General features: G+C 53.7%; 16 protein-coding genes. 8 read left to right on the plus strand and 8 right to left on the minus strand.

Annotated elements, in window-relative coordinates; genetic code table 11:
- Position 1: 1 nt before the first annotated feature.
- Positions 2-478, minus strand: coding sequence for an OsmC family protein (locus IG609_RS10805; protein ID WP_014915591.1), 477 nt, complete (start codon positions 476-478; stop codon positions 2-4).
- Between the two features lie 3 nt (positions 479-481).
- Complete coding sequence (locus IG609_RS10810) at positions 482-1,009, minus strand: MarR family winged helix-turn-helix transcriptional regulator (RefSeq protein WP_039288856.1); 528 nt, start codon at positions 1,007-1,009, stop codon at positions 482-484.
- A gap of 62 nt (positions 1,010-1,071) precedes the next feature.
- Between IG609_RS10810 and IG609_RS10815 the strand changes: the two genes are divergently transcribed.
- Positions 1,072-1,944, plus strand: a complete 873-nt coding sequence (locus tag IG609_RS10815) for an EamA family transporter (RefSeq protein WP_193400772.1) — start codon at positions 1,072-1,074, stop codon at positions 1,942-1,944.
- A 100-nt stretch (positions 1,945-2,044) separates the two neighbouring features.
- On the opposite strand, the gene narI is transcribed toward IG609_RS10815, so the two are convergent.
- The 5 genes from narI to IG609_RS10840 all read right to left on the minus strand — a co-directional run bounded on the left by narI (position 2,045) and on the right by IG609_RS10840 (position 10,935).
- Entirely contained in the window at positions 2,045-2,722 is a 678-nt protein-coding gene (gene narI, locus IG609_RS10820; protein WP_180786520.1) for a respiratory nitrate reductase subunit gamma, read from the minus strand.
- 26 nt (positions 2,723-2,748) lie between these two features.
- Positions 2,749-3,468: a nitrate reductase molybdenum cofactor assembly chaperone gene (gene narJ / locus IG609_RS10825; protein ID WP_014915595.1), complete on the minus strand. Its 720-nt coding sequence runs from the start codon at positions 3,466-3,468 to the stop codon at positions 2,749-2,751.
- Positions 3,461-5,026 carry a nitrate reductase subunit beta gene (gene narH, locus IG609_RS10830; protein ID WP_193396996.1) on the minus strand — a complete coding sequence of 522 codons (1,566 nt, stop codon included), beginning with the start codon at positions 5,024-5,026 and terminating at the stop codon, positions 3,461-3,463. The genes narJ and narH overlap by 8 nt, the downstream gene beginning before the upstream one ends.
- The gene (locus IG609_RS10835; RefSeq protein WP_193396997.1) at positions 5,026-8,802 is read right to left on the minus strand and encodes a nitrate reductase subunit alpha; all 3,777 of its coding nucleotides are present in this window, start codon (positions 8,800-8,802) and stop codon (positions 5,026-5,028) included. The genes narH and IG609_RS10835 overlap by 1 nt, the downstream gene beginning before the upstream one ends.
- A 744-nt stretch (positions 8,803-9,546) precedes the next feature.
- On the minus strand, positions 9,547-10,935 hold the full coding sequence (locus IG609_RS10840) for a NarK family nitrate/nitrite MFS transporter (protein WP_193396998.1): 1,389 nt from the start codon (positions 10,933-10,935) through the stop codon (positions 9,547-9,549).
- Positions 10,936-11,271: 336 nt separating this feature from the next.
- On the opposite strand from IG609_RS10840, the gene narX reads away from it, so the two are divergent.
- From narX to IG609_RS10860, 4 genes are all read left to right on the plus strand, one after another.
- On the plus strand, positions 11,272-13,080 hold the full coding sequence (gene narX, locus IG609_RS10845; protein WP_193397159.1) for a nitrate/nitrite two-component system sensor histidine kinase NarX: 1,809 nt from the start codon (positions 11,272-11,274) through the stop codon (positions 13,078-13,080).
- Positions 13,073-13,723: a two-component system response regulator NarL gene (gene narL / locus IG609_RS10850; protein WP_193396999.1), complete on the plus strand. Its 651-nt coding sequence runs from the start codon at positions 13,073-13,075 to the stop codon at positions 13,721-13,723. The genes narX and narL overlap by 8 nt, the downstream gene beginning before the upstream one ends.
- Positions 13,724-13,998: 275 nt before the next feature.
- Positions 13,999-15,276 carry an acyltransferase family protein gene (locus tag IG609_RS10855; protein ID WP_193397000.1) on the plus strand — a complete coding sequence of 426 codons (1,278 nt, stop codon included), beginning with the start codon at positions 13,999-14,001 and terminating at the stop codon, positions 15,274-15,276.
- A 303-nt stretch (positions 15,277-15,579) separates the two neighbouring features.
- Complete coding sequence (locus tag IG609_RS10860) at positions 15,580-16,620, plus strand: DUF481 domain-containing protein (protein ID WP_102116447.1); 1,041 nt, start codon at positions 15,580-15,582, stop codon at positions 16,618-16,620.
- A 79-nt stretch (positions 16,621-16,699) separates the two neighbouring features.
- On the opposite strand, the gene IG609_RS10865 is transcribed toward IG609_RS10860, so the two are convergent.
- Complete coding sequence (locus IG609_RS10865) at positions 16,700-17,383, minus strand: gamma-glutamylcyclotransferase (protein ID WP_103860557.1); 684 nt, start codon at positions 17,381-17,383, stop codon at positions 16,700-16,702.
- A gap of 410 nt (positions 17,384-17,793) precedes the next feature.
- On the opposite strand from IG609_RS10865, the gene IG609_RS10870 reads away from it, so the two are divergent.
- From IG609_RS10870 to dauA, 3 genes are all read left to right on the plus strand, one after another.
- Positions 17,794-18,597 carry a siderophore-interacting protein gene (locus tag IG609_RS10870; RefSeq protein WP_193397001.1) on the plus strand — a complete coding sequence of 268 codons (804 nt, stop codon included), beginning with the start codon at positions 17,794-17,796 and terminating at the stop codon, positions 18,595-18,597.
- Between the two features lie 347 nt (positions 18,598-18,944).
- On the plus strand, positions 18,945-20,045 hold the full coding sequence (gene chaA, locus IG609_RS10875; protein ID WP_102116444.1) for a sodium-potassium/proton antiporter ChaA: 1,101 nt from the start codon (positions 18,945-18,947) through the stop codon (positions 20,043-20,045).
- Between the two features lie 163 nt (positions 20,046-20,208).
- Positions 20,209-21,927, plus strand: a complete 1,719-nt coding sequence (gene dauA, locus IG609_RS10880) for a C4-dicarboxylic acid transporter DauA (RefSeq protein WP_193397002.1) — start codon at positions 20,209-20,211, stop codon at positions 21,925-21,927.
- The last annotated feature ends 236 nt before the right edge of the window (positions 21,928-22,163 follow it).

Consider the following 22,163-nt stretch of genomic DNA (forward strand, 5'->3'; position numbering starts at 1 on the left):
TTCAGTTGCTCGTCTCTAACGTCGGCTCGCAGTTCACCGGAAAATTCACCGAATGTGCGATGTAGCAGGCGTCATGCGCCAGTTCATGCAACTGGGCATATTGCTCAGCGGTAGGCCTCTTTTCGCCGCTGAATGTCACCTGCGGACGCAGCGTGACGTCCAGCATCGCCGTTTTTCCTGCCGCATTCACGCCCATCGTGCCCACCGCGTTATCCTGATAGTCATCGACACAGAAGCGCTTTTTAGCTGCAATGGAAAGAAACCACAGCATATGGCAACTGGACAACGAGGCCACCAGCGCCTCTTCAGGATCGACTGCGTCTTCCAGCGAAAAAGGCAGCGGGACGACATGCGGTGACGACGAGGCGCGCAGCGTAATACCACCGTCAAACTGCCACTGATGCAATCGGCTGTAGCGGTTATCAATAAAATTTTGCCCATCGCGCTGCCAGCAGATTGAAGCACGGTATTCAGACATGATTCAGTTCCCTTTGTTATGGTTTTCCAGCCCTCGCAGTAGCGCTGCAAGGTTAGCATCAAGAGAAGCCAACACATCGGCAGGCAGTACAGAGAGCACCTGACGTTCGTTCTCAATGTGTGCCTCAACGGCACGATTAATCAGTTCAAGCCCTGTGCCGGTGAGTTGCACAAGCGTACTGCGCGCATCCTGTGCGTTCTGCACACGTTCGATAAATCCTCGGGTTTCAAGGCGTTTTAGTCGATGAGTCATGGTGCCTGACGTCACCATCAGCGCGGAGAACAGCTCCGTCGGGCTGAGGCAATGTGGCGCACCAGCACGACGCAGCGTCGCCAGCATATCAAACTCCCAACTGCTCAGTTCAAATCGGGAGAAACAGGCCTCCAGACGCAGTTCGAGGAACGCGGCACATCGTCTGAGGCGTCCAATCGGTCCCATGGGGCTGGCATCCAGATCGGGCCGTTCGCGCCGCCACTGTTCAAGGATGGCATCTACCGCGTCGTATTCGCGTTCGCTGGTTTGATTTTTCATTTATCTTGACTTCAAGGTAATTAATCAACACTATCATGATATCTTGAATTGAAGGTAAAGTCATGAACACTACATCCTCACCACACTATTGGCGTGACGTCCTACTCACGGCACTGGCTCCCGCGATTTGGGGCTCGACCTACATCGTGACATCAGAAATCCTGCCGCCGGATCGTCCTTTTACGGCGGCGCTTATCCGCGTACTCCCAGCGGGTCTGCTGCTGCTCTTATTCACGCGCCGTTTTCCTGCACGACGAGACTGGTGGCGTGTGCTCGTGCTCAGCGCCCTGAATATCGGCGTCTTTCAAGCGCTGCTGTTTGTCGCGGCTTATCGTTTGCCAGGCGGACTGGCAGCCGTCCTTGGCGCGATCCAACCGCTGCTGGTGATGGTGTTGGTCTGGGCAATGGATCATCGTGCGCCCAGACTGACGACGCTGTGGTCGGCGATCATCGGCGTGGCGGGCATGGCCATTTTGCTGCTGTCGCCGCAGACAACATTTGAGCCCGTGGGCATTGCCGCCGCGCTGCTGGGAGCGGTATGTATGGCGACGGGCGTCTGGTTAACGCGTCGCTGGCAACTTGATTTGCCCGTACTACCGCTTACCGGCTGGCAACTCTTCCTCGGCGGATTGATGCTGGCACCCGTTGCATGGATAGCCGATGCGCCGCTGCCTGCTTTAACCCTGCCACAGTGGGCCGCCTATTCCTATCTCTGTCTTGCGGGTGCCGTGCTCGCTTATGGGCTCTGGTTTCGTGGTGTATCGCGCCTGCCAACGGTTGCCGTTGCCTCATTGGGGCTGCTGAGCCCACTGACCGCCGTGGTGCTAGGCTGGGCGTTGCTTTCACAGTCGATGACTGGGACGGCATTTCTGGGTTTGGCCATCGTATTAGCCAGCGTCTTCGCCGTGCAATGGACGACGGCGCGAGGTAAGTAATCAGCTAAGAGCTGCCGATGACGATCGTTATTGGCGGGGAAAGATGAAAAGGAAGACGTTAAAACGGCGGCGTTATCATAACGCCGCCGTTTTTATCATACTAGCGACGGTTACGCACGAGCTGGTAGCGACGCGTCAGGTACTCGACCGGTGCGCTCCAGATGTGAACCAGACGGCAGAACGGGAACAGAACAAACAGCGTCAGCCCCAGCACGATGTGCAGCTTGAAGATCAGCGCAACACCCGCCAAATGCTCAGACGCCCCGCCCTGGAAGAACGCCACGCTCTGCGCCCAACCGACCAGCTTCAGCATTTCACTGCCGTCCATATGCTGTGCAGAGAACGGAATGGTCAGCAGCCCTAAACCTGCCTGAATCACCAGCAGAGACAGAATGAGAATGTCGCCAACGCTGGACGTGGCACGAATACGCGGGTTGGTCAGACGGCGCTTTAACAACAGCACGCCACCGACAAACGTCAGCAGACCTGCCGCACCACCGCCGAACATCGCCATTTTCTGTTTTACATCCATTGGCAGGAAGGCTTCGTACATCCAGTGCGGCGTCAGCATACCGAGGAAGTGCCCGGCAAATACGCCCAGAATCCCCAGATGGAACAGGTTAGACGCCAGACGCATCCCTTTCTTATCCAGCATTTGGCTCGAACCGGCACGCCAGCTGTACTGACCGTAGTCATAACGCAGCCAACTGCCAATCAGGAAAATAGCCATCGCCAGGTAAGGATAGATGTCAAAAAAGAATATGTTGCTGAAGTTTATAAAAGAAGAGTTCGTGATTGCACTCATTAGCGTTGCCCTCCCGCTGATGTAGCGTCAAGATTCAGATATTGCGGCACCACCGCGCCAGCGAAGCGGCGTTGATGTTGCGTTTGTTGGGCCGATGCGCAGCCTTCTTCGCCGAGGAATTTAACCTGTTCCTCTTCCCACACGGCATCCAGCGCCTGCGGCGTGTCGTCGCGCGCTTCGTCAGCGACCTGATGTGTGACATCGTCACTTTTCAGATCACTGCCGGACAACGCCAACAGCAGATCGAACAGCACGGCATAGCTGCTGTCACGCTGCTGCAAACGCGCACCAATCAACGCCAGAATCGGCGCGATGTCGAGTAAACCCGCGCGCCCTTGCGCAGGTTCCAGACGAGAAAGGTACTCAAGATACAGCGGCAGGTAGTCCGGCAGCTCACGGCAATCCAGTGCCAGACCGGCATCCTGATATTGCTGCATGAGATCGACCATCGCCTGACCACGATCGCGAGACTCACCGTGAACGTGTTCGAACAGCAGCAGCGAGGTCGCCCGACCGCGGTCAAACAGGCCGCTATACTCCGCCTGTTTGTCCAATAGATCCTGCGCGCACAACGTATTGATGAACTGCATGAGCTGATGACTCTCACGCAGCGGTAAAGCATCAGCCTGCTCTACCGCTTCGATCAACTCAGCCCGGTTTTCCCACAGCTCGCTATCGGGATAGTCCAGCAAGCGGGCAATAATCCGCAGGCTAATCATGGTTCGTCTCCCGCATGATTTTGCTGTTCATATCGCGCGTTTTGCTGCTGACATCGATGGCATCAATACGCTTGCTGTTGAACAGGTTGAATTTGGTATCGCTGCCGTGGCAACCATCGCCAAAGCTGAAGCCGCAGCCTTTGCTTTCAGGGAATGCTTCACGCGCCAGTTCACGATGGCTTGATGGAATCACGAAACGGTCTTCGTAGTTCGCAATCGCCAGATAGCGGTACATTTCCTGCGCCTGCGCTTCAGTCAGCCCAACCTGCTCCAGCGCGCTGTTATCAATTTTGCCTTCTACGGTTTCTGCACGTTTGTAGTGACGCATCGCCAGCATACGTTTCAGCGCCAGCAATACGGGCTCGGTATCCCCTGCGGTCAGCAGGTTCGCCAGATACTGCACTGGAATACGCAGGCTTTCGACGTCCGGCAGTACGCCGGTGTGCGCCAATTGACCTGCATCCGCGGCAGACTGAATCGGTGACAACGGCGGCACGTACCACACCATCGGCAGCGTGCGGTATTCTGGGTGCAGCGGCAGCGCCAGCTTCCAGTCCATCGCCATTTTGTACACCGGCGACTGCTGTGCCGCTTCAATGACGCTGTTTGGAATGCCGTCTTTCAGCGCTTGTTCAATGACTTTAGGGTCGTGCGGGTCAAGGAACACATCCAGTTGGCTCTGGTACAGATCTTTCTCGTTTTCCACCGACGCCGCTTGCTCGATGCGGTCGGCATCATAGAGCAGCACGCCCAGATAGCGGATACGTCCGACGCAGGTTTCTGAGCAGAGAGTCGGTTGACCACTTTCGATACGCGGGTAGCAGAAAATACATTTTTCTGATTTGCCGCTCTTCCAGTTGAAGTAGATTTTCTTGTACGGGCAACCGGTCAAGCACATACGCCAGCCGCGGCATTTGTCCTGATCGATCAGGACGATACCGTCTTCGCCACGTTTGTAGATCGCGCCACTCGGACAGGTCGCCACACACGCCGGGTTCAGGCAGTGTTCGCACAGACGCGGCAGATACATCATGAACGTGTTTTCGAACTGGCCGTACATCTCTTTCTGCATATGCTCAAAGTTCTTATCTTTGGAGCGCACGCTGAATTCACCACCCAGATCGTCTTCCCAGTTCGGGCCGTTCTCGATTTTCTTCATCCGCTGACCGGTAATCAGCGAGCGCGGACGCGCGACAGGCTGATGCTTGCCTTCCGGCGCTTTACGCAGGTTCTGATAGTCGTAGTCAAACGGCTCATAGTAGTCGTCGATTTCCGGCACATCCGGGTTAGCGAAGATTTTGGACAACACGCTGATGCGGTTACCCATACGCGGTTCGAGCTTGCCGCTGATTTTACGGATCCAGCCGCCCTTCCATTTTTCCTGATCTTCCCAGGCATGGGGATAACCCACGCCCGGTTTGGTTTCGACGTTGTTGAACCAGGCGTATTCCATCCCTTCACGGCTGGTCCAGACGTTTTTACAGCTAACGGAGCAGGTGTGACAGCCGATGCATTTGTCCAGATTCAGCACCATGCCCACTTGTGAACGAATTTTCATCAGGCTTTCTCCTGCTGTACCGCTTTTTGTACTGTTTGTTGCTGAACATAGTCCTGGCCTTCATCATCCAGCCAGTCGATGCGTTTCATTTTACGAACTACGACGAACTCATCGCGGTTTGACCCAACGGTGCCGTAGTAGTTAAAGCCATAAGCCAGTTGGGCATAGCCGCCGATCATATGGGTCGGTTTCGGAGTGATACGGGTTACCGAGTTGTGAATACCGCCGCGCTGCTGGGTAATTTCCGATCCCGGCAGGTTAATAATGCGTTCCTGCGCGTGGTACATCATGGTCATTCCCGCCGGCACACGCTGGCTGACAACCGCACGGGCCGTCAGCGCACCGTTGGCGTTAAACGCTTCTACCCAGTCGTTATCCGCAATACCCAAATCGCGGGCATCGTCTTCGCTCAGCCAGATAATCGGGCCACCGCGACCCAGCGTCAGCATCAACAGGTTGTCGCTGTACGTGGAGTGAATACCCCATTTTTGGTGCGGCGTCAGGAAGTTCAGCGCTTTTTCCGGGTTGCCGTTAGGCTTCTTATTCATCACCGGCTCAGCCGCACGGGTATCGACTGGCGGACGGTATACCAGCAGGCTTTCACCGAAGGCACGCATCCACTCATGGTCTTGATACAGCTGTTGGCGACCGGACAGCGTACGCCACGGAATCAGCTCATGAACGTTGGTATAACAGGCGTTATAGGAAACGTGTTCATCTTCCAAACCAGACCAGGTCGGGCTAGAGATAATTTTGCGCGGCTGCGCCTGAATATCGCGGAAGCGAATTTTTTCGTCTTCTTTATTCAGTGCCAGATGCGTGTGGTCACGACCGGTGAATTTGCTCAGCGCTTCCCATGCCTTCACCGCTACCTGACCGTTGGTTTCCGGAGCCAGAGACAGAATCACTTCTGCCGCATCGATCGCCGTTTCAATCTTCGGACGACCCGCCGCCGCACCGTCGGCCTTGGTGTAGTTCAGTTTTTTCAGGAAATCGACTTCGGTCTGCGTGTTCCAGCCGATGCCTTTACCGCCGTTGCCCAGCTTGTCCATCAATGGACCGAGCGAGGTGAAACGTTCGTACAGGTTCGGGTAATCGCGCTCCACCATCATCAGGTGTGGTGCCGTTTTGCCCGGAATCAGATCGCATTCGCCTTTTTTCCAGTCATCCACGCCGAACGGCTGCGCCATTTCCGCTGGGGAATCGTGTTGAATAGGCAAGGTAACCAGATCGGTTTCCTGACCAAGGTGTCCCTGACAGACGCGGGAGAAGGCTTTTGCGATGCCTTTGTAGATTTCCCAGTCGCTTTTGGAATCCCACGCCGGATCGACGGCCGCAGACAGCGGGTGAATAAACGGATGCATATCCGAGGTATTCATATCGTCTTTTTCGTACCAGGTTGCCGTTGGCAGGACGATGTCGGAATACAGGCAGGTGCTGGACATACGGAAATCAAGCGTCACCACCAGATCCAGTTTGCCTTCAACGCCTTGATCGCGCCATTCCACTTCTTCCGGCTTCACGCTGCCCGCGGTACCCAGATCTTGCCCTTGAATGCCGTGCTCCGTACCCAGCAGGTACTTCAGCATGTATTCGTGGCCTTTACCGGAGGAACCCAACAGGTTAGAACGCCAGATGAACAGGTTGCGCGGGTAGTTTTGCGGGCTATCCGGCTGTTCAGCGGCAAATTTGATTTCGCCTGATTTCAACGCAGCAACGGTATAGTCCTGCGGTGTGACGCCGGCAGCACGCGCTTTCTCTGCGATATCCAGCGGGTTAACGTTCAACTGCGGTGCAGACGGCAGCCAGCCCATACGCTCGGCGCGCACGTTGAAGTCAATCATGCTGCCGGTAAAGCGGGATTTATCCGCCAGTGGTGACAGCAGCTCCTGCGGCGCGACGGTTTCATAACGCCACTGGCTGGAATGGTTATAGAAGAACGACGTACTGTTCATGTGACGAGGCGGACGCTGCCAGTCCAGACCAAACGCCAGCGGCGTCCAACCGGTTTGCGGACGCAGTTTTTCTTGTCCGACATAGTGCGCCCAACCGCCACCGCTCTGACCAACACAGCCGCAGAAAATTAGCATATTGATGATGCCGCGGTAGTTCATGTCCATGTGGTACCAGTGGTTGATACCGGCACCGACGATGACCATCGAACGACCGTGCGTTTTATCGGCGTTATCCGCGAATTCACGCGCAATACGGATGATGTTCTGACGAGAAACGCCAGTAATCTTCTCGGCCCAGGCTGGGCTGTATGCTTTCACATCGTCATAATCACGTGCGCAGTTGTCGTCGCCCAGACCGCGATCCAGACCGTAGTTCGCCATCGTCAGGTCATACACGCAGGCAACCAGCGCTTCGCTACCGTCAGCCAGCGTCAGGCGCTTAACCGGCAGTTTGTGCAGCAGGATTTCTTCTAGCGCAACGTTGTTGAAATGTTCGCTGACCGCGCCGCCAAAATACGGGAAGCCGACATCAACCACATCGTCATGCGAGCCCAGCAGGCTCAAGCGCAGCTTCACTTCTTCGCCGCTCACGCCGTCTCGCTGTTCCAGATTCCATTTGCCCTGATCGCCCCAACGGTAGCCAATCGACCCTTGTGGAGCCGTCAGATTGCCGCTTTCATCGTCAATCGCGATGGTTTTCCACTGCGGGTTGTTGTCATGGCCGAGGTTGTCCACCAGATCGGAAGCACGCAGCAGTCGACCCGCTGCGTAGTAACCGTCTTCACGCGGCTCCAGCAGCACCAGCATCGGTAAGTCCGTGTATTGACGAACATACTCGCTGAAATACTGGCTCGGTTTGTCGAGGTGGAACTCTTTCAGAATAACGTGGCCCATTGCCAGCGCCATCGCGCTGTCGGTACCTTGTTTCGGGTTCAGCCAGTGGTCGCACAGCTTGGCGATTTCAGCGTAGTCCGGCGTGACCGCGACGGTTTTGGTGCCTTTGTAGCGAACTTCCGTAAAGAAGTGGGCATCCGGCGTACGGGTTTGCGGAACGTTAGAGCCCCAGGCAATGATGTAAGAGGAGTTATACCAGTCGGCAGACTCCGGTACGTCAGTCTGCTCACCCCAGGTCATGGGTGACGCTGGTGGCAAGTCACAGTACCAGTCGTAGAAGCTCAGGCACACGCCGCCGAGCAGAGAAAGGTAACGGGCACCCGCTGCATAGGACACCATCGACATCGCAGGAATCGGTGAGAAACCGATCACGCGGTCTGGGCCGAAGGTCTTGGTGGTGTAAACGTTAGAGGCAGCGATCAGTTCGTTGACTTCATTCCAGTCAGAACGAACGAAGCCACCACGGCCACGAATTTGTTTGTAGTATTTGGTTTTTTCGGGGTCATTGACGATAGACGCCCAGGCATCAACCGGATCGCTGTGCGTCAGTTTCGCTTCACGCCACAGTTTCAGCAGGCGCTTACGCATCATCGGGTATTTCAGGCGGTTGGCGCTGTAGAGATACCAGGAATAGCTGGCACCGCGCGGGCAGCCGCGAGGTTCATGGTTAGGTAGGTCCGGGCGGGTGCGCGGGTAGTCAGTCTGCTGCGTTTCCCACGTCACCAGACCGTTTTTCACATAAATCTTCCAGCTACATGAACCGGTACAGTTTACCCCGTGGGTAGAACGCACGATTTTGTCATGCTGCCAGCGACTGCGATAGCCGTCTTCCCAGTCACGATTGGTATTGAGGGTCTGGCCATGCCCATCGGAAAACGGTTCGGCCAGTTGTTTGAAGTAACGTAACCGGTCAAGGAATTTGCTCATCCGGACTCTCCTGCTGCGAAGCCTGCTGGCCCCTGTCGTTATGAAATGCTCGTAGCAGACATCTGTTTTTGCTTACGACACATCGCTCAAGTTGGCGCTAGGGTATCCAGCAACCACGTAGCCAAACTTGATAACGATCAAGAGTGTCACCCTGTGAAAAACGGAGTATATCGCCAACTACCACCAAAGAATTATTACAGAAAAAACACATAATTAATTGATTTTAAAAGACAAAAATAAAACCATTCGTTTTGTGCTTATACTGAATTCATACGCACGACTATTTAGAGGTAGTAGTCGGAAAGCGACGAAAAATCGTACAAATTCAGTAAAGGGGGTAGCTGGATGCAGCGCGAAAAAAAACGCCTCCCCGAAAAGGAGGAGGCATCGTAGTTATATTTCCATGCGAACTTGGAGAGCATGTCTCTGTCCTTGTTTTTCTGGCGTAAAAAATTGTGCTGAGGTGGGCGTGACTGCCGGGTGAGCCGCACGGATGCGGCGAAAACCAGTGCCGCGTCGGGACGCGTCACTGGAGGCCCGAGTAGCAGTCACGAACGCCGAAGGTATCGCGTAGCGACACAATTAGCGCCAACAAGCCTGAGGTCAAGGAGCGCGGCAATTGAGCGTTCCTTGTCGGGCGCGTGCTACGGAGTAGCATGAAAATAACAGCATTAACCGCGCACGAAACCACCTCTTAGTCGACATAAAATGTGGCTAAGAGGTGGTTGGGAGCCGGGTCAAGGCTCAGTTTTTCTTTCTGGCATAAAACAACCAGGTCACCAATACGCACACGACGTAGCACACCACAAACACTTTCATCGCACCGGTGGGTGAACCGGTTAACTCCAGCGACATCCCGAAGGCTTGGGGAATGAAGAAGCCGCCGATAGCGCCAATGGCTGAGATAAAGCCCAGCGCTGCTGCGGTATCCGTGGCTGCGGTACGCTGCGCATCCGCATCGCTTCCACCTTGAATTTTTACGCGATCTGCCGTTAATTTACGGAAAATCACGGCGATCATCTGGAATGTTGACCCACTACCCAGACCAGCCGTCAGGAACAGCATCATGAAGATGCCAAAGAACATCCCGAATGAACCCGCAGAGTTCGCACTCGGCAGGGACAGGAACAGTAATACCGAGAGAATCACCATCAAGATGAAGTTAATCAACGTAACTTTCACACCGCCAAAACGGTCAGACAGCATTCCGCCCACCGGACGCGCCAACGCCCCCAGCAATGGTCCAAAGAACGCGTAGTACAGAATCACGATGTCTGGGAACTGTGTTCTGGACAGCATGCCGAAGCCCGCCGAAAAGCCGATAAATGAGCCAAATGTGGACAAGTACAGAAAGCTGAGCACCCACAGATGCATTTGCTTCAGAACCGGCAACTGCTTGCGTATTGACGCATTAGGCGCAGGAAGATCGTTCATGCCAAACCAGGCAGCGGTTGCAGCAATCATCAAAAACGGTACCCACATCCATGCTGCATGGTGCAGCCAGATCTGGTGCCCGTCAGGCTGAACAACGCCATTGCCAGAGAAGCCCAGAATCGGCAGGAAAATCACCACCGGCACTAGCAACTGCATCACGCTCACGCCGAGGTTGCCCAATCCGCCGTTAATGCCTAACGCACTACCTTGACGTGATTTGGGAAAGAAGAAACTGATGTTCGCCATGCTGGACGCGAAGTTAGCACCCGCGAAACCACACATCAGAGAAATGGTGACGAAAATGCTGTACGGCGTTTGCGGATTTTGTACGGCAAACCCGAGCCAAATACACGGGATCACCAGAATGATGGTACTTAATGTCGTCCAACGGCGACCGCCAACCATTGGGATAACGAAGGAGTATGGAACGCGTAATAGCGCGCCGGAGACGGAAGGCAACGCAGTCAGTAAAAATAACTGGTCTGTGGTAAAACTAAATCCGACCTTGTTTAGGTTAACGGCTACGGTGCTGAAAATCATCCAGACACAAAACGACAACAGCAGGCACGGTACAGAGATCCAAAGATTACGCTGTGCTATCCGTTGGCCGCCAGATTGCCAGAATTTTGTATCTTCAGGATTCCATTCCCTTATCAGCGTGCTTTGCGATACTTTTTCGGGTGATGAAGGCTGCGTCATAAAAACCTCGATAAATAAAAACGCGGTAGAATTAAGGCGCAACATTAGGGATTACACCACAGGTAAAGTTGATGCAAATCAACAGGCTGTCAGGTAAAAAAATCGGGTAAAAATAACCACACTCCTTAATGAGTAATAAAAATAGAAAAATAAGCAACGATAATTCAATCTGTTATATCTCTATTTTTTCTTACTGTCATACCCCCTTTCAAGGCGCGGATATTCAGTGGTACTCACTAGTGGGTATAGGGTTATCACGTAGGATCGGGAAAAATGCCAAAAGGGTTATCCTTCTCGGTACTGGTTTTCTACTCCTCCAGCAGAGGTCGCTTTTTTATGTTGAAACGTTTCCTGCTGCCGCTGTCGCTCGTCAATCAGGTTGCCTTATTGATGCTGCTACTCGGTTTGCTGGGTATTGCAGGTATGTCGGTTTCCAGTTGGATGTCTCAAAGCATTCAAGGGAACGCGCACGCCATTAATAAAGCAGGCTCGCTGCGTATGCAGAGTTACCGTCTGCTTTCGATGGTGCCGCTCTCTGCCGAAAATGAAATCTACCTGCAAGAACTGGAAGAAGACGAAATCAGCAGCGATCTACAGCAGGCAGTACGTCGGGAAGGGCTTAGTGAACAATTCACTGCGCTGCGCGTTTTCTGGCTGGAAAACCTGCAACCGCATCTGCGGCAGGCAACGAATTCTGCTGATGCCTCAGCGGATGTTGCCCGCTTCGTGAAACAGCTCGACGATTTGGTTTCCGCCATCGATCATAAAACCGAACAGCGGTTGAGGATGGTCACGCTGGTGCAACGCATCTTCATCGGCATCATGTTTATTCTGCTGAGCACCACCTTCTTTTACCTACGCCGACGCCTGTTGAGGCCATGGCGACGTCTGGTTGCGATGGGACAAGCTATCGGGCAAGGTGACTTCACCCAGCGCGTCGCCATCAACGGTCATGACGAAATGAGCACGCTGGGACAGGTGCTGAACAGCATGTCGGATGAACTTTCCGCCATGTACCACAGTCTGGAACAACGCGTCGCCGAGAAAACAGCCGACCTGCAACAGAAAAACGATCTGCTTTCTTTCCTCTATCGCGCCAGCCGACGCCTGCATACCGGCGCACCGCTGTGTAGCCGACTGATGCCGATCCTGAACGAACTGCCGTCGCTGACTCCGCTGCGCAATATTCAACTACGGCTGTATGAAGATAACAATCAGGAACAGTTTCACCAGTTTAGCGATTGCAGCCAGTCACAGCCGGATCACTGCCCGGATAACAGCTGTCAGAGTTGCGGGATGCAGGCAAAACGGGAAGAACTGCCGGGTGAGCCTCACTGCTGGGATCTGCATGACAAGCACGGACAATATGGCGTCGTGTTAGCCACGCTGCCGAGCAATACCGTACTAAGCCGCGATCAAAATCAGTTACTGAATACCTTACTGGAACAGTTGACCAGCACGCTGGCGCTGGAGCGTCAATCCAACCATCAACAGCAGTTGATGCTCATGGAAGAACGCGCCACCATTGCCCGTGAACTGCACGACTCTATCGCCCAGTCCCTCTCCTGCCTGAAAATTCAGGTGAGCTGTCTGCAAATGCAGGGCAACGATTTGCCACCCGCATCGCAGCAGTTGCTGACGGAAATGCGGGAAGAGTTGAATACCGCCTATCGCCAACTGCGTGAGTTGCTGACGACCTTCCGGCTGAAACTTTCTGAATCTGGCTTACTCGCCGCGCTGCGGGCGTCGGTCGATGAATTCGGCAAGCGGTTGGGCTATCCCATCGAACTGCATTACCGCCTGCCGCCGCAGTCGGTTTCCGCTCACCAAGGTATTCACGTCCTGCAAATTGTGCGTGAAGCGCTGAGCAATATTTATAAACACGCGCAGGCCACACAGGTCGACATCACCCTGCAACTACGTCAGGGCTACATCGAACTCAGCGTCGCCGACAATGGCATCGGTATTCCAGACGATGCCAGCCGCGCCAACCACTATGGACTTATTATCATGCGCGACCGTGCACGGGGTTTGCACGGCGAATGCATTGTTCGACGCCGGCCGTCGGGGGGCACGGAAGTCAATATCAACTTCCTCTCCGAATACCGTCACCGGCTGCCATTAACAGGAGAAACTCATGATTAACGAATATGCCGCCACCCTACTGCTGATTGATGACCATCCCATGTTGCGGAATGGCGTTAAGCAACTCATCAGCATGGACCCAGAATTGCAGGTGGCAGGTGAAGCCAGTCACGGCGAACAGGGTGTCGAGCTAGCGGAACAGTTGGACCCAGACTTGATTCTGCTCGATTTGAACATGCCCGGCATGAATGGTCTGGAAACGTTGAATCGCCTGCGGGAAAAATCGCTGTCTGGCCGTATTGTCGTCTTTAGCGTATCCAACCATGAAGACGATGTTGTCAATGCCCTGAAAAATGGTGCTGACGGTTACCTGCTGAAAGATATGGAACCGGAAGATTTACTGGCTGCGCTGCATCAGGCGGCGTCAGGGAAAATGGTGCTAAGTGAAACATTGACGCCAATTCTGGCCGCCAGCCTGCGCGAAAGCCGCCACAGCAGTGACAGAGACATTCAACTGCTCACGCCGCGCGAACGCGATATTCTGAAGCTGCTAGCACAGGGATTGTCCAATAAAGTCATCGCCCGCAAGCTCACGATCACCGAAAGTACTGTTAAAGTTCACGTCAAACACCTGTTGAAAAAAATGAAGTTAAAATCACGGGTTGAAGCGGCTGTCTGGGTATTACAAGAAAAAGTGATTTAATCACATCGTCACAAGATACCGCGATTATCAGCGGTACGAATCAGGCGCTCTGGCGCCCTTCCGTCCGAGATTATCCTCGCGTAAGCGAGGATGCCGCCGTAGTTGATGAATATCATTGGCGGAAATACCACCAACGCTCCACCCAAGCTAAACGGTTGCTAAACGGCACCGGCATTTATAGCCATTATCCTAATTAATGTGACGTTGCTCTCGTCTAAACTAGTCAGTAATCGCATTTTTCGGCTTTTACACCGAGTTTAACGTTGAGGAATAACATGAAAAAGGTCAGTAAAGAGCGGTTTATCGGCCTGGAATGGTTACGGTTTTTGCTCGGTTGCTATGTGATGATTTATCACACAGTCCACGTTTATCCCCAGCGTGAGCGCATTCCTTTCTTAAGCGAACTCACCAGCATGGGATTCTTCGCGACCAGCACGTTCTTTGTCCTGTCTGGCTTTTTGCTAGCCCATGTCTACATTAAGGACGGACGTCTGCGTGAACCTGTTCGCCAGTTCTGGGCCAAACGCTTCTTTAATCTTTATCCCATCCATATCATTGCCCTGCTGTCTTCGATTGCCGTTGTCACGCTGATGCAGTGGCTGGCCGTACCGCCGGAAGGGCAAGTCGCCAGCGCGCGTTTCGTCATTTATGACACCAACGATCCTGCAGCCGCCCCCGAAACGCTGCGTCACTACATGACGAATGCACAGTTGGTGTTCAACGGGTTATTGCAGGTACTGATGTTGCAGGCATGGAATCCTTACTTCCTGACCTTCAATGCCCCGTTATGGTCGCTTTCCACACTGTTCTTTTTCTATCTGGCGTTCCCGCTGTTGGCACCGCGTCTGTTGAACAGTCGCCATCCGTGGCTGTGGATGGGGATCGTCTGCCTGCTGTATCTGCTGCCGCCGATTTGGGTAATTTGGCAACAGCAGTTCGGTATGCCGTACACCGGATTATTACAGCGCGGACCGATTTTCCGTTTGCCGGAGTTTCTAGCTGGGATTTTGGGCTATGCGCTCTTCCGTCATTACCGTCAGAAAGATCGCTTACCGTTGACCAAAGGCCAGCGCTATGCAGTCGCTTTCTTTATTAGTGTGAATTTCCTTATCGCCACCTGGCTGTTCACAAAAGGTGAGGCCTATTGGTACTTCCTGTTGCACAACGGGTTGCTCCTGCCAGCTCAGGTCGGTTTGGTCTGCCTTAGCGCGCTGGCGCATGAACCGAACAGTGAATGGCTGCGGCATTGGTCTCCCCGACTAGGGGCTGCCTCGCTGTCTATCTTTGCGCTACACGTTCCGCTCTTCAATCTGTTCCGTACGCTGGAACAACTGGTGCGCGGTGACCCGATGGCCTGCTTTAGCAATTGGGATCAGTGCATTGCCGCGGCAGGTCAGGTGCAGTTGTCCATGACGGGCTATACCATTTTCCTACTCAGCACCGTGACGCTCTGTGTTCTCTTCCAGGAACGGATCGTGTTCCGCGTAAGGACGTTCCTGACCTCACGTTTCCTGAGCAACAACAGTGCATCCCGCACGCAGCGCATCGCATAGCGTCATCTATTGCCTACGCTCTCTGGTCTGAAACAGGCTGGACCAGAGAGCATCATCCCCCACACGACGCATCCCCTTTCTACCAGCCGGAAATGTGACAGCCATCGCGTTATAGCTGTTAATCATCAATAGCCACTTTTATAACTATTTACATTCTAATCAATTTTCGTTTTCGGGTAGAGCATCACTACGATTCCTGTTAATGTTTGCCGTTCCGGACTAAACCGGTTCGTTATCATCGGCTGTACGTCTTTGTCTCTGACGGACATATCAATACCTGTCACCACGGTTTACTTGGCAATAATGACACTATCCAAACACGCACTCTCTTCCCTCAGCCTGGTTATCGCCCTCTCTGCTGGCATTACCCAGAGCCGCGCTGACACCATTTGGCTGACCAATGGCGACCAGCTCACAGGGAAAATCACGCTGCTTGACGGCGGAAAACTCTTTATCAACACCGACTATGCTGGCTCTATTTCTGTGGCCTGGGACAAGGTGAAAACCTTTGAATCCGACCATGGTCTGGTGATTCAAGGCGAACGCTACGAGAAAGGCGTTCTGTATCCGGCTGTTAAAGCGAGCGAAAACCGCGCCGTCGTCGCAAGCCCATCGCTGGCTAACGAAGCGGCTGGCCCACAAACATTGCCACTTTCTGAAATCACGTCCATCGTCGCGCAGAAGCCGCTGGTGACCGATTTCGCTTGGAAAGGCAACGTTGACGCTGGCATGTCGCACAAGAAAAGTTCGACAGAAACCGACAACTACGATGTGACGCTGAACACCAAAGCGCGTCACGATACGTGGCGACACAACCTTGATGCCAGCTACCATTTGGCAAAAGAGAATAAAGTCGAGAGCACCAAGAATGCGGCTGGCGAATATGCGCTGGATAAATTCGTGGATGAGAACTGGTTCTGGCAGGGTCGTTATCAGTACAAACGCGACTGGATTGAAAGCATTAAAATCAACCGCTCTTTCGGTCTCGGTCCCGGTTATCAGTTTTGGGATAACGATTTAGGCGCGTTCTCTCTGACGTCGCTGGTCAACTCCCAAACCTTCGTCTACCGCGATCAGGGTGATGATGACTTCTATTCTGGAGGCCTCAAGTGGGCTTACAACCGCTATCTGTTCAGCAAATCGGTTGAAGCCTTCACCAACGGTGAATTGGGTCGTTCATTTGACGGCACAGCACCAATCTATCTGAAAGCGGATGCGGGTCTGCGCTTCAAGCTGACCGACTGGTCTTCGATGACCATGAAAGTGTCACGTACCCGTATCGAAAGTAATCAGGGGAATGTTGACGACACACTCTACACCATGGGTGTTGGCGTCGGCTGGTAATTCGGTCGCTTAGCATCGACCTCAAGGTGAACGGCGATACCGTCGTTCACCTCAATGTTCCCGCTCACCGCGGTCACTATTAGCAACTCCCTGCTGCCGCAGAACATGACTGTTGCAGGATTCGCACCCGCTGCGCCAGTTCGCTCACGCTTTCATCTTCCGTTCCGTGATTCTTCAGCTCTTGCTCAAGCGCAAACAGATATTGCGCATTGGTGCCGAGCGGACCGCTCGCGCGCGCAATCAGCGGTGCAACGCTCTGAATGCAGGTATCATTTTCGTTGAGAGGATGTTCCGGTTCGGAAACAAACACCAGCGCCGTCAGCGGTGCGCCGTTCTTGCGATGCAGTTCACACCAGAGCGGACGATAGCAGCCCGTCAGCATTTCACGCTTCCACAACAGCTCCAGGTCTTCACGCAATGAGGTTTCCGGCAGACGGAAAGCCAGTCCCGTCGTTTGCCCACCGGGCTTCAGCGCCAGCATCCGCCCCGGTTGCGTTAGTGTGCCGCGGCCGATGGTGAGGCGCAGGCAAAAGGCACGCTGCCACCCAGCCAACGTGGCAAGGCAGGTTTCTTCGGCGTCAAAAACCGGGTTCCACATGAGTGAACCATAGCCAAACACCCAGACAGGACAGCTATTTGGCCGGAGCGCCAGCGTCCTGTCTAACGAGTCAGCCCGCTGTTGCGGGGTGAGCAGTAAGGTTTCTTCAATACAACCAAAAGACGTTCTACAATCTGCTTTCTGCAAAAAATCGCGTGTTAACACTACTTACTACCCCCAACCTTACTCTTTTGCCGCTCGTCAGACCGGCTCTCGCCCTGCGTGTAACAACCGAACTGCTTCATCTGCTTAATTTTACAACACTATCAACCCTGAGGTTATTCATTTATGGCTTTGCGATCAAGCTTGATACTGGTCACAAAAACTGAAAAAGTTCGTGATAATGTTTCACTCACGGGTATATCAACTAATCGGCAACTCACCGCCAGACTTGACGCATTCCTGATACAAACCTCATTTTTGTGAGGTCAGGAGCTTGACGTGAAAGCTCTCGACTTCAATAAAAAATATCGGCGGCGACACGAATAATAACGAGCAGACATCAAATGATAATAATTATCATCTCGTGTTACTATCATCATTAATTTGGAATCGACTATCCACGGAGACACTGAATGGCAACGCCGCGACAGCCTGTTTTAGTTCAGGTTAAACACATCCACGATATTTCCCCTCATTTACGCTGCATTACTTTCCATCACGACGCGCTGCGCGATTATCCGACCGAGCGATATGGTGCACACATCAAGCTCTTTTTGCCTCAGACAGGACAGCAAAAACCGGCTCTGCCCGCGATTGGCGAACGCGGCCCGATCTGGCCAGAGGGCGAAGCCCGCCCCATCGTTCGCACCTATAGCGTCCGTGCGGTGCGCCCAGAGGATGCGGAGCTGGATATGGTTTTCGCGCTGCATGAGCACGCTGGGCCTGCCGTCACCTTTGCCCGTCAGGCCAAGCCAGGCGACTGGGTCGGTATTTCACAACCCGGAGGCCCGCTCCCGATGCTGCCGCCAGCGGCCGCTTATTATCTGGCTGCTGACCCGTCATCATTCCCCGCGCTCATGGCGCTGCTGGAGAATCTGCCTGATGACGCAACGGGGCATGCGGTCATCCGTGTCGACAGCGAGGCTGATAAACTGGATATCGCGAAACCAGCACAACTTCATCTGCACTGGATTATCGGCGGCACGGACGTGACCGATGCATTATTACAGCAGTTTCAGTCACTTCCGTCGGCTAAAAATGCGTTTTACTGGTTAGCGGGTGAGGATCGTATCGTGGTTCAGCTTCGTCGCCATGTGCGTCGCGAACGCGGATGTGAGCGAAATCAGATGTATGCCGTACCTTATTGGCGAGAAGGGCTAAATGAAGAGGATTATCATCATAAACGTCACGATATTATGGATAATCCTGACGAATAACTATAAAAAAGACATTTGATATTATCATGATAGGGAGAAGACACGCAGATTCTCCCTTTTCATTTGAATTTCACTACAAAGCGTAAAAATCCGTAAACCCCCCCGTATTAACATGACAATCTGTTATCATATTGTTCGTTTTATTACGTTATAACTACCTTTTAGTAACCTTTGCTGTTTATTGTTGTTCTACATCCATTAATAAATGGTTTATGCCCTGAATAATGGGGTTTACGACCACAATAAATTGCTTTATGCCCTAAATAGTTCGAGCTGCCAGTAGGCTGACTTGAAATATGACGGGGATATTTTGCCGTATCATTCCTCTGGATAAGGAGAACTCCGCAATGAAGTCTCATTCTGAGGTGGTCAAAACTCGCCATCATGAATACTCCCTCATTTTTCCTGTTATTGCGCTGACCGTGCTCTACATATGGGGCACTTCACAAAATTTTGTCGCCATTCTCGGCATCAACGCCATCGCGCTCGCTGGGATACTGTTCAGCGCCTTCAGCGTGGTGCGTCATGCCGACGTGCTCGCACACCGTCTGGGTGAACCCTACGGTTCATTGATCCTCAGCCTGTCCGTCGTCATTCTCGAAGTCAGCCTGATTTCTGCGCTGATGGCAACCGGTGACGCTGGCCCAGATCTGATGCGTGATACCCTCTATTCCATTATCGTGATTGTCACCGGTGGTCTGGTTGGTTTCGCCCTCTTACTCGGCGGCCGTAAATTCGCCACCCAGTACGTCAACCTGAGCGGCATCAAACAATACCTGATGGCGATCTTCCCATTAGCCGTGATTGTGCTGGTTTTCCCCAGCGCTTTGCCCGGTGGTAATTTCAGCGTAACGCAATCACTGATTGTTGCCGCTATTTCTGCAGCGATGTACGGCGTTTTCCTGTTGATTCAAACGCGTACGCACCAAAGCCTGTTCGTCTATGAACATGAAGACGAAGGGGACGGTGACGATCCGCACCATGGTAAACCGTCAGCGCACAGTTCACTGTGGCACACCGCCTGGCTACTGGTTCACCTGGTTGCAGTTATCGCGGTCACCAAGACGAACTCCATGCCGCTGGAAACGCTGCTGACCGAAATGAACGCGCCGACGCAGTTTACGGGCTTCCTAGTCGCGCTGTTAATCCTCTCACCTGAAGGGCTGGGAGCGATCCGCGCCGTCCTGAAAAATCAGGTACAGCGTGCCATGAACCTGTTTTTCGGTTCCGTGCTGGCAACCATTTCACTGACGGTCCCTACCGTCACGATTATCGCCATGCTGACCGGCCGCACGCTGAACTTCGGTCTGGATATGCCGCACATTGTCGTGATGCTGTCGGTACTGGTGCTGTGCCACATTACATTTTCTACCGGTAGGACCAACGTGTTGAGCGGTAGCGCGCATCTGGCGCTCTTCGCCGCCTATCTGATCACCATCACGCTGTAATTCCCCTGCCGACGCGGTTTTCGCCGTGTCGGCCTCACCAAAAATCACTTCTCTTGATGTATATCTGGATCTTCTGAGCGCGTCCGGCGTATCGTAAGGCAGTCGTCGACGGACCGGCAGGCCCGCCATATTGATCTACTTCCTTACTTTGGTTTCTGCTTAGATGAAAACGCACGGAATTAACGGCATCAGGCCGTTCAGCGCGCTGATTGACGCGTGCTGGCGCGAAAAATATACGCTGCAACGTTTTACCCACGACATTATCGCTGGCGTGACCGTCGGCATCATCGCCATACCGCTAGCAATGGCACTGGCCATTGCTAGCGGCGTTCCTCCGCAGTACGGACTGTATACCTCAGCTATTGCTGGGATTGTCATCGCTATCAGCGGCGGCTCACGCTATAGCGTCTCAGGCCCGACGGCAGCCTTCGTCGTCATTTTATATCCGGTATCGCAACAGTTCGGGCTATCCGGTCTGCTGGTTGCCACCTTGCTGTCCGGCGTCTTTCTGCTGCTGATGGGGCTTTGTCGCTTCGGCCGTCTGATTGAATATATTCCGCTTTCCGTGACGCTGGGATTCACCTCTGGGATCGCTATCACCATTGGTACCATGCAAATCAAGGATTTTTTCGGCTTGCAGATGGCGGTAGTCCCCGAGCATTACGTCGAAAAAGTGGCGGCGCTGGCGCAATCGCTGCCGACCCTGCATCTTGCTGATACGCTTATTGGCGCAACGACGCTTTTGGTTCTCATCGTCTGGCCCAGACTCGGTATTCGTCTGCCCGGTCATTTGCCTGCGCTGCTGGCAGGCGTCGCGGTGATGGGGATCATGTCACTGCTCGGTGAAAACGTGGCCACCATCGGTTCCCGATTCAGCTATATGCTGGCGGACGGTTCGCAAGGGCAAGGGATTCCGCCTATCCTGCCACAGCTCGTTTTGCCGTGGGATATTCCGTCGCCCGATGGAAAGACGATGACGCTGGACTGGCAAAGCATTTACGCTCTGCTGCCTGCCGCGTTCTCGATGGCGATGCTGGGGGCGATTGAGTCGCTGCTGTGCGCCGTCGTGTTGGATGGGATGACGGGCAAAAAACACAACTCTAATGCGGAGCTGATGGGCCAGGGTTTCGGTAACATCATCGCACCGTTCTTTGGCGGCATTACCGCGACCGCCGCGATTGCCCGCTCCGCCGCCAACGTGCGAGCGGGGGCAAATTCACCGATCTCCGCCGTGGTCCATGCGCTGCTGGTGTTACTGGCGCTGCTGATCCTTGCGCCGTGGCTGTCTTATCTGCCGCTGGCGGCAATGGCGTCGCTGCTGCTGATCGTCGCCTGGAACATGAGTGAAGCGCACAAAGTGGTCGATTTACTACGCCACGGGCCGAAAGACGACATTATCGTGATGCTGTTCTGTATGTCGTTGACCGTGCTGTTCGATATGGTGATCGCGATTACCGTCGGTATCGTGCTGGCATCCCTACTCTTCATGCGGCGCATCGCGCAGATGACCCGTCTTAGCGAACTGCCAGACACCAAAACCCCGGATCATCTAGTGCTGCGTGTTAACGGCCCGTTGTTTTTCGCCGCGGCGGAACGCATCTTCAACGAACTGACCGTACGCAGCGAAGGCTATCAAAATATCATTTTGCAGTGGGATGCGGTGCCGGTGCTGGATGCTGGCGGCCTCAATGCGTTCTTGCGTTTTAGCGCAACGCTGCCCGAAGGCAAACAGCTCATCATCACCGACATTCCCTTCCAGCCGTTAAAAACGCTGGCGCGGGCGAAGGTTCATCCGATTGAAGGGCGTCTCAGCTTCTACGGCTCACTCGCACAGGCGATTGAGGCGACGACGACTCGCCCTAACGTAGAAAAAACCGAGTAGAAATGTCGTGCAGGCCACGCCGTGCTAATGCTACACGGCGGGCATGTTAAACCAAACAGCGTTGATCACCGGAATGTATCGACCCAGGAGCGTTTCCCTATTCCCTTTCCTCCTCTTTCGCCAGTGTTTTACTGTGCATAGCCCTCCGGCTATCAAACCATAGCCTGTATAGCCGTTAATTCAGGTATATTGTCACGGTTCATCCCCTTTAGACTAGCGTGTTGAGGAGACCTAAT

Source organism: Pectobacterium quasiaquaticum, from assembly GCF_014946775.2.
GTDB lineage: Bacteria > Pseudomonadota > Gammaproteobacteria > Enterobacterales > Enterobacteriaceae > Pectobacterium > Pectobacterium aquaticum.

Coding starts and splice junctions, on each gene's coding strand:
- narH (WP_193396996.1), bottom strand. CDS start 5,026: ATGAAAATTCGTTCACAAGTGGGCATGGTGCTGAATCTGGACAAATGC.
- IG609_RS10870 (WP_193397001.1), top strand. CDS start 17,794: ATGGCAACGCCGCGACAGCCTGTTTTAGTTCAGGTTAAACACATCCAC.
- narX (WP_193397159.1), top strand. CDS start 11,272: ATGTTGAAACGTTTCCTGCTGCCGCTGTCGCTCGTCAATCAGGTTGCC.
- IG609_RS10855 (WP_193397000.1), top strand. CDS start 13,999: ATGAAAAAGGTCAGTAAAGAGCGGTTTATCGGCCTGGAATGGTTACGG.
- IG609_RS10835 (WP_193396997.1), bottom strand. CDS start 8,802: ATGAGCAAATTCCTTGACCGGTTACGTTACTTCAAACAACTGGCCGAA.
- narJ (WP_014915595.1), bottom strand. CDS start 3,468: ATGATTAGCCTGCGGATTATTGCCCGCTTGCTGGACTATCCCGATAGC.
- chaA (WP_102116444.1), top strand. CDS start 18,945: ATGAAGTCTCATTCTGAGGTGGTCAAAACTCGCCATCATGAATACTCC.
- IG609_RS10840 (WP_193396998.1), bottom strand. CDS start 10,935: ATGACGCAGCCTTCATCACCCGAAAAAGTATCGCAAAGCACGCTGATA.
- IG609_RS10805 (WP_014915591.1), bottom strand. CDS start 478: ATGTCTGAATACCGTGCTTCAATCTGCTGGCAGCGCGATGGGCAAAAT.
- narL (WP_193396999.1), top strand. CDS start 13,073: ATGATTAACGAATATGCCGCCACCCTACTGCTGATTGATGACCATCCC.
- dauA (WP_193397002.1), top strand. CDS start 20,209: ATGAAAACGCACGGAATTAACGGCATCAGGCCGTTCAGCGCGCTGATT.
- IG609_RS10810 (WP_039288856.1), bottom strand. CDS start 1,009: ATGAAAAATCAAACCAGCGAACGCGAATACGACGCGGTAGATGCCATC.
- IG609_RS10815 (WP_193400772.1), top strand. CDS start 1,072: ATGAACACTACATCCTCACCACACTATTGGCGTGACGTCCTACTCACG.
- IG609_RS10860 (WP_102116447.1), top strand. CDS start 15,580: ATGACACTATCCAAACACGCACTCTCTTCCCTCAGCCTGGTTATCGCC.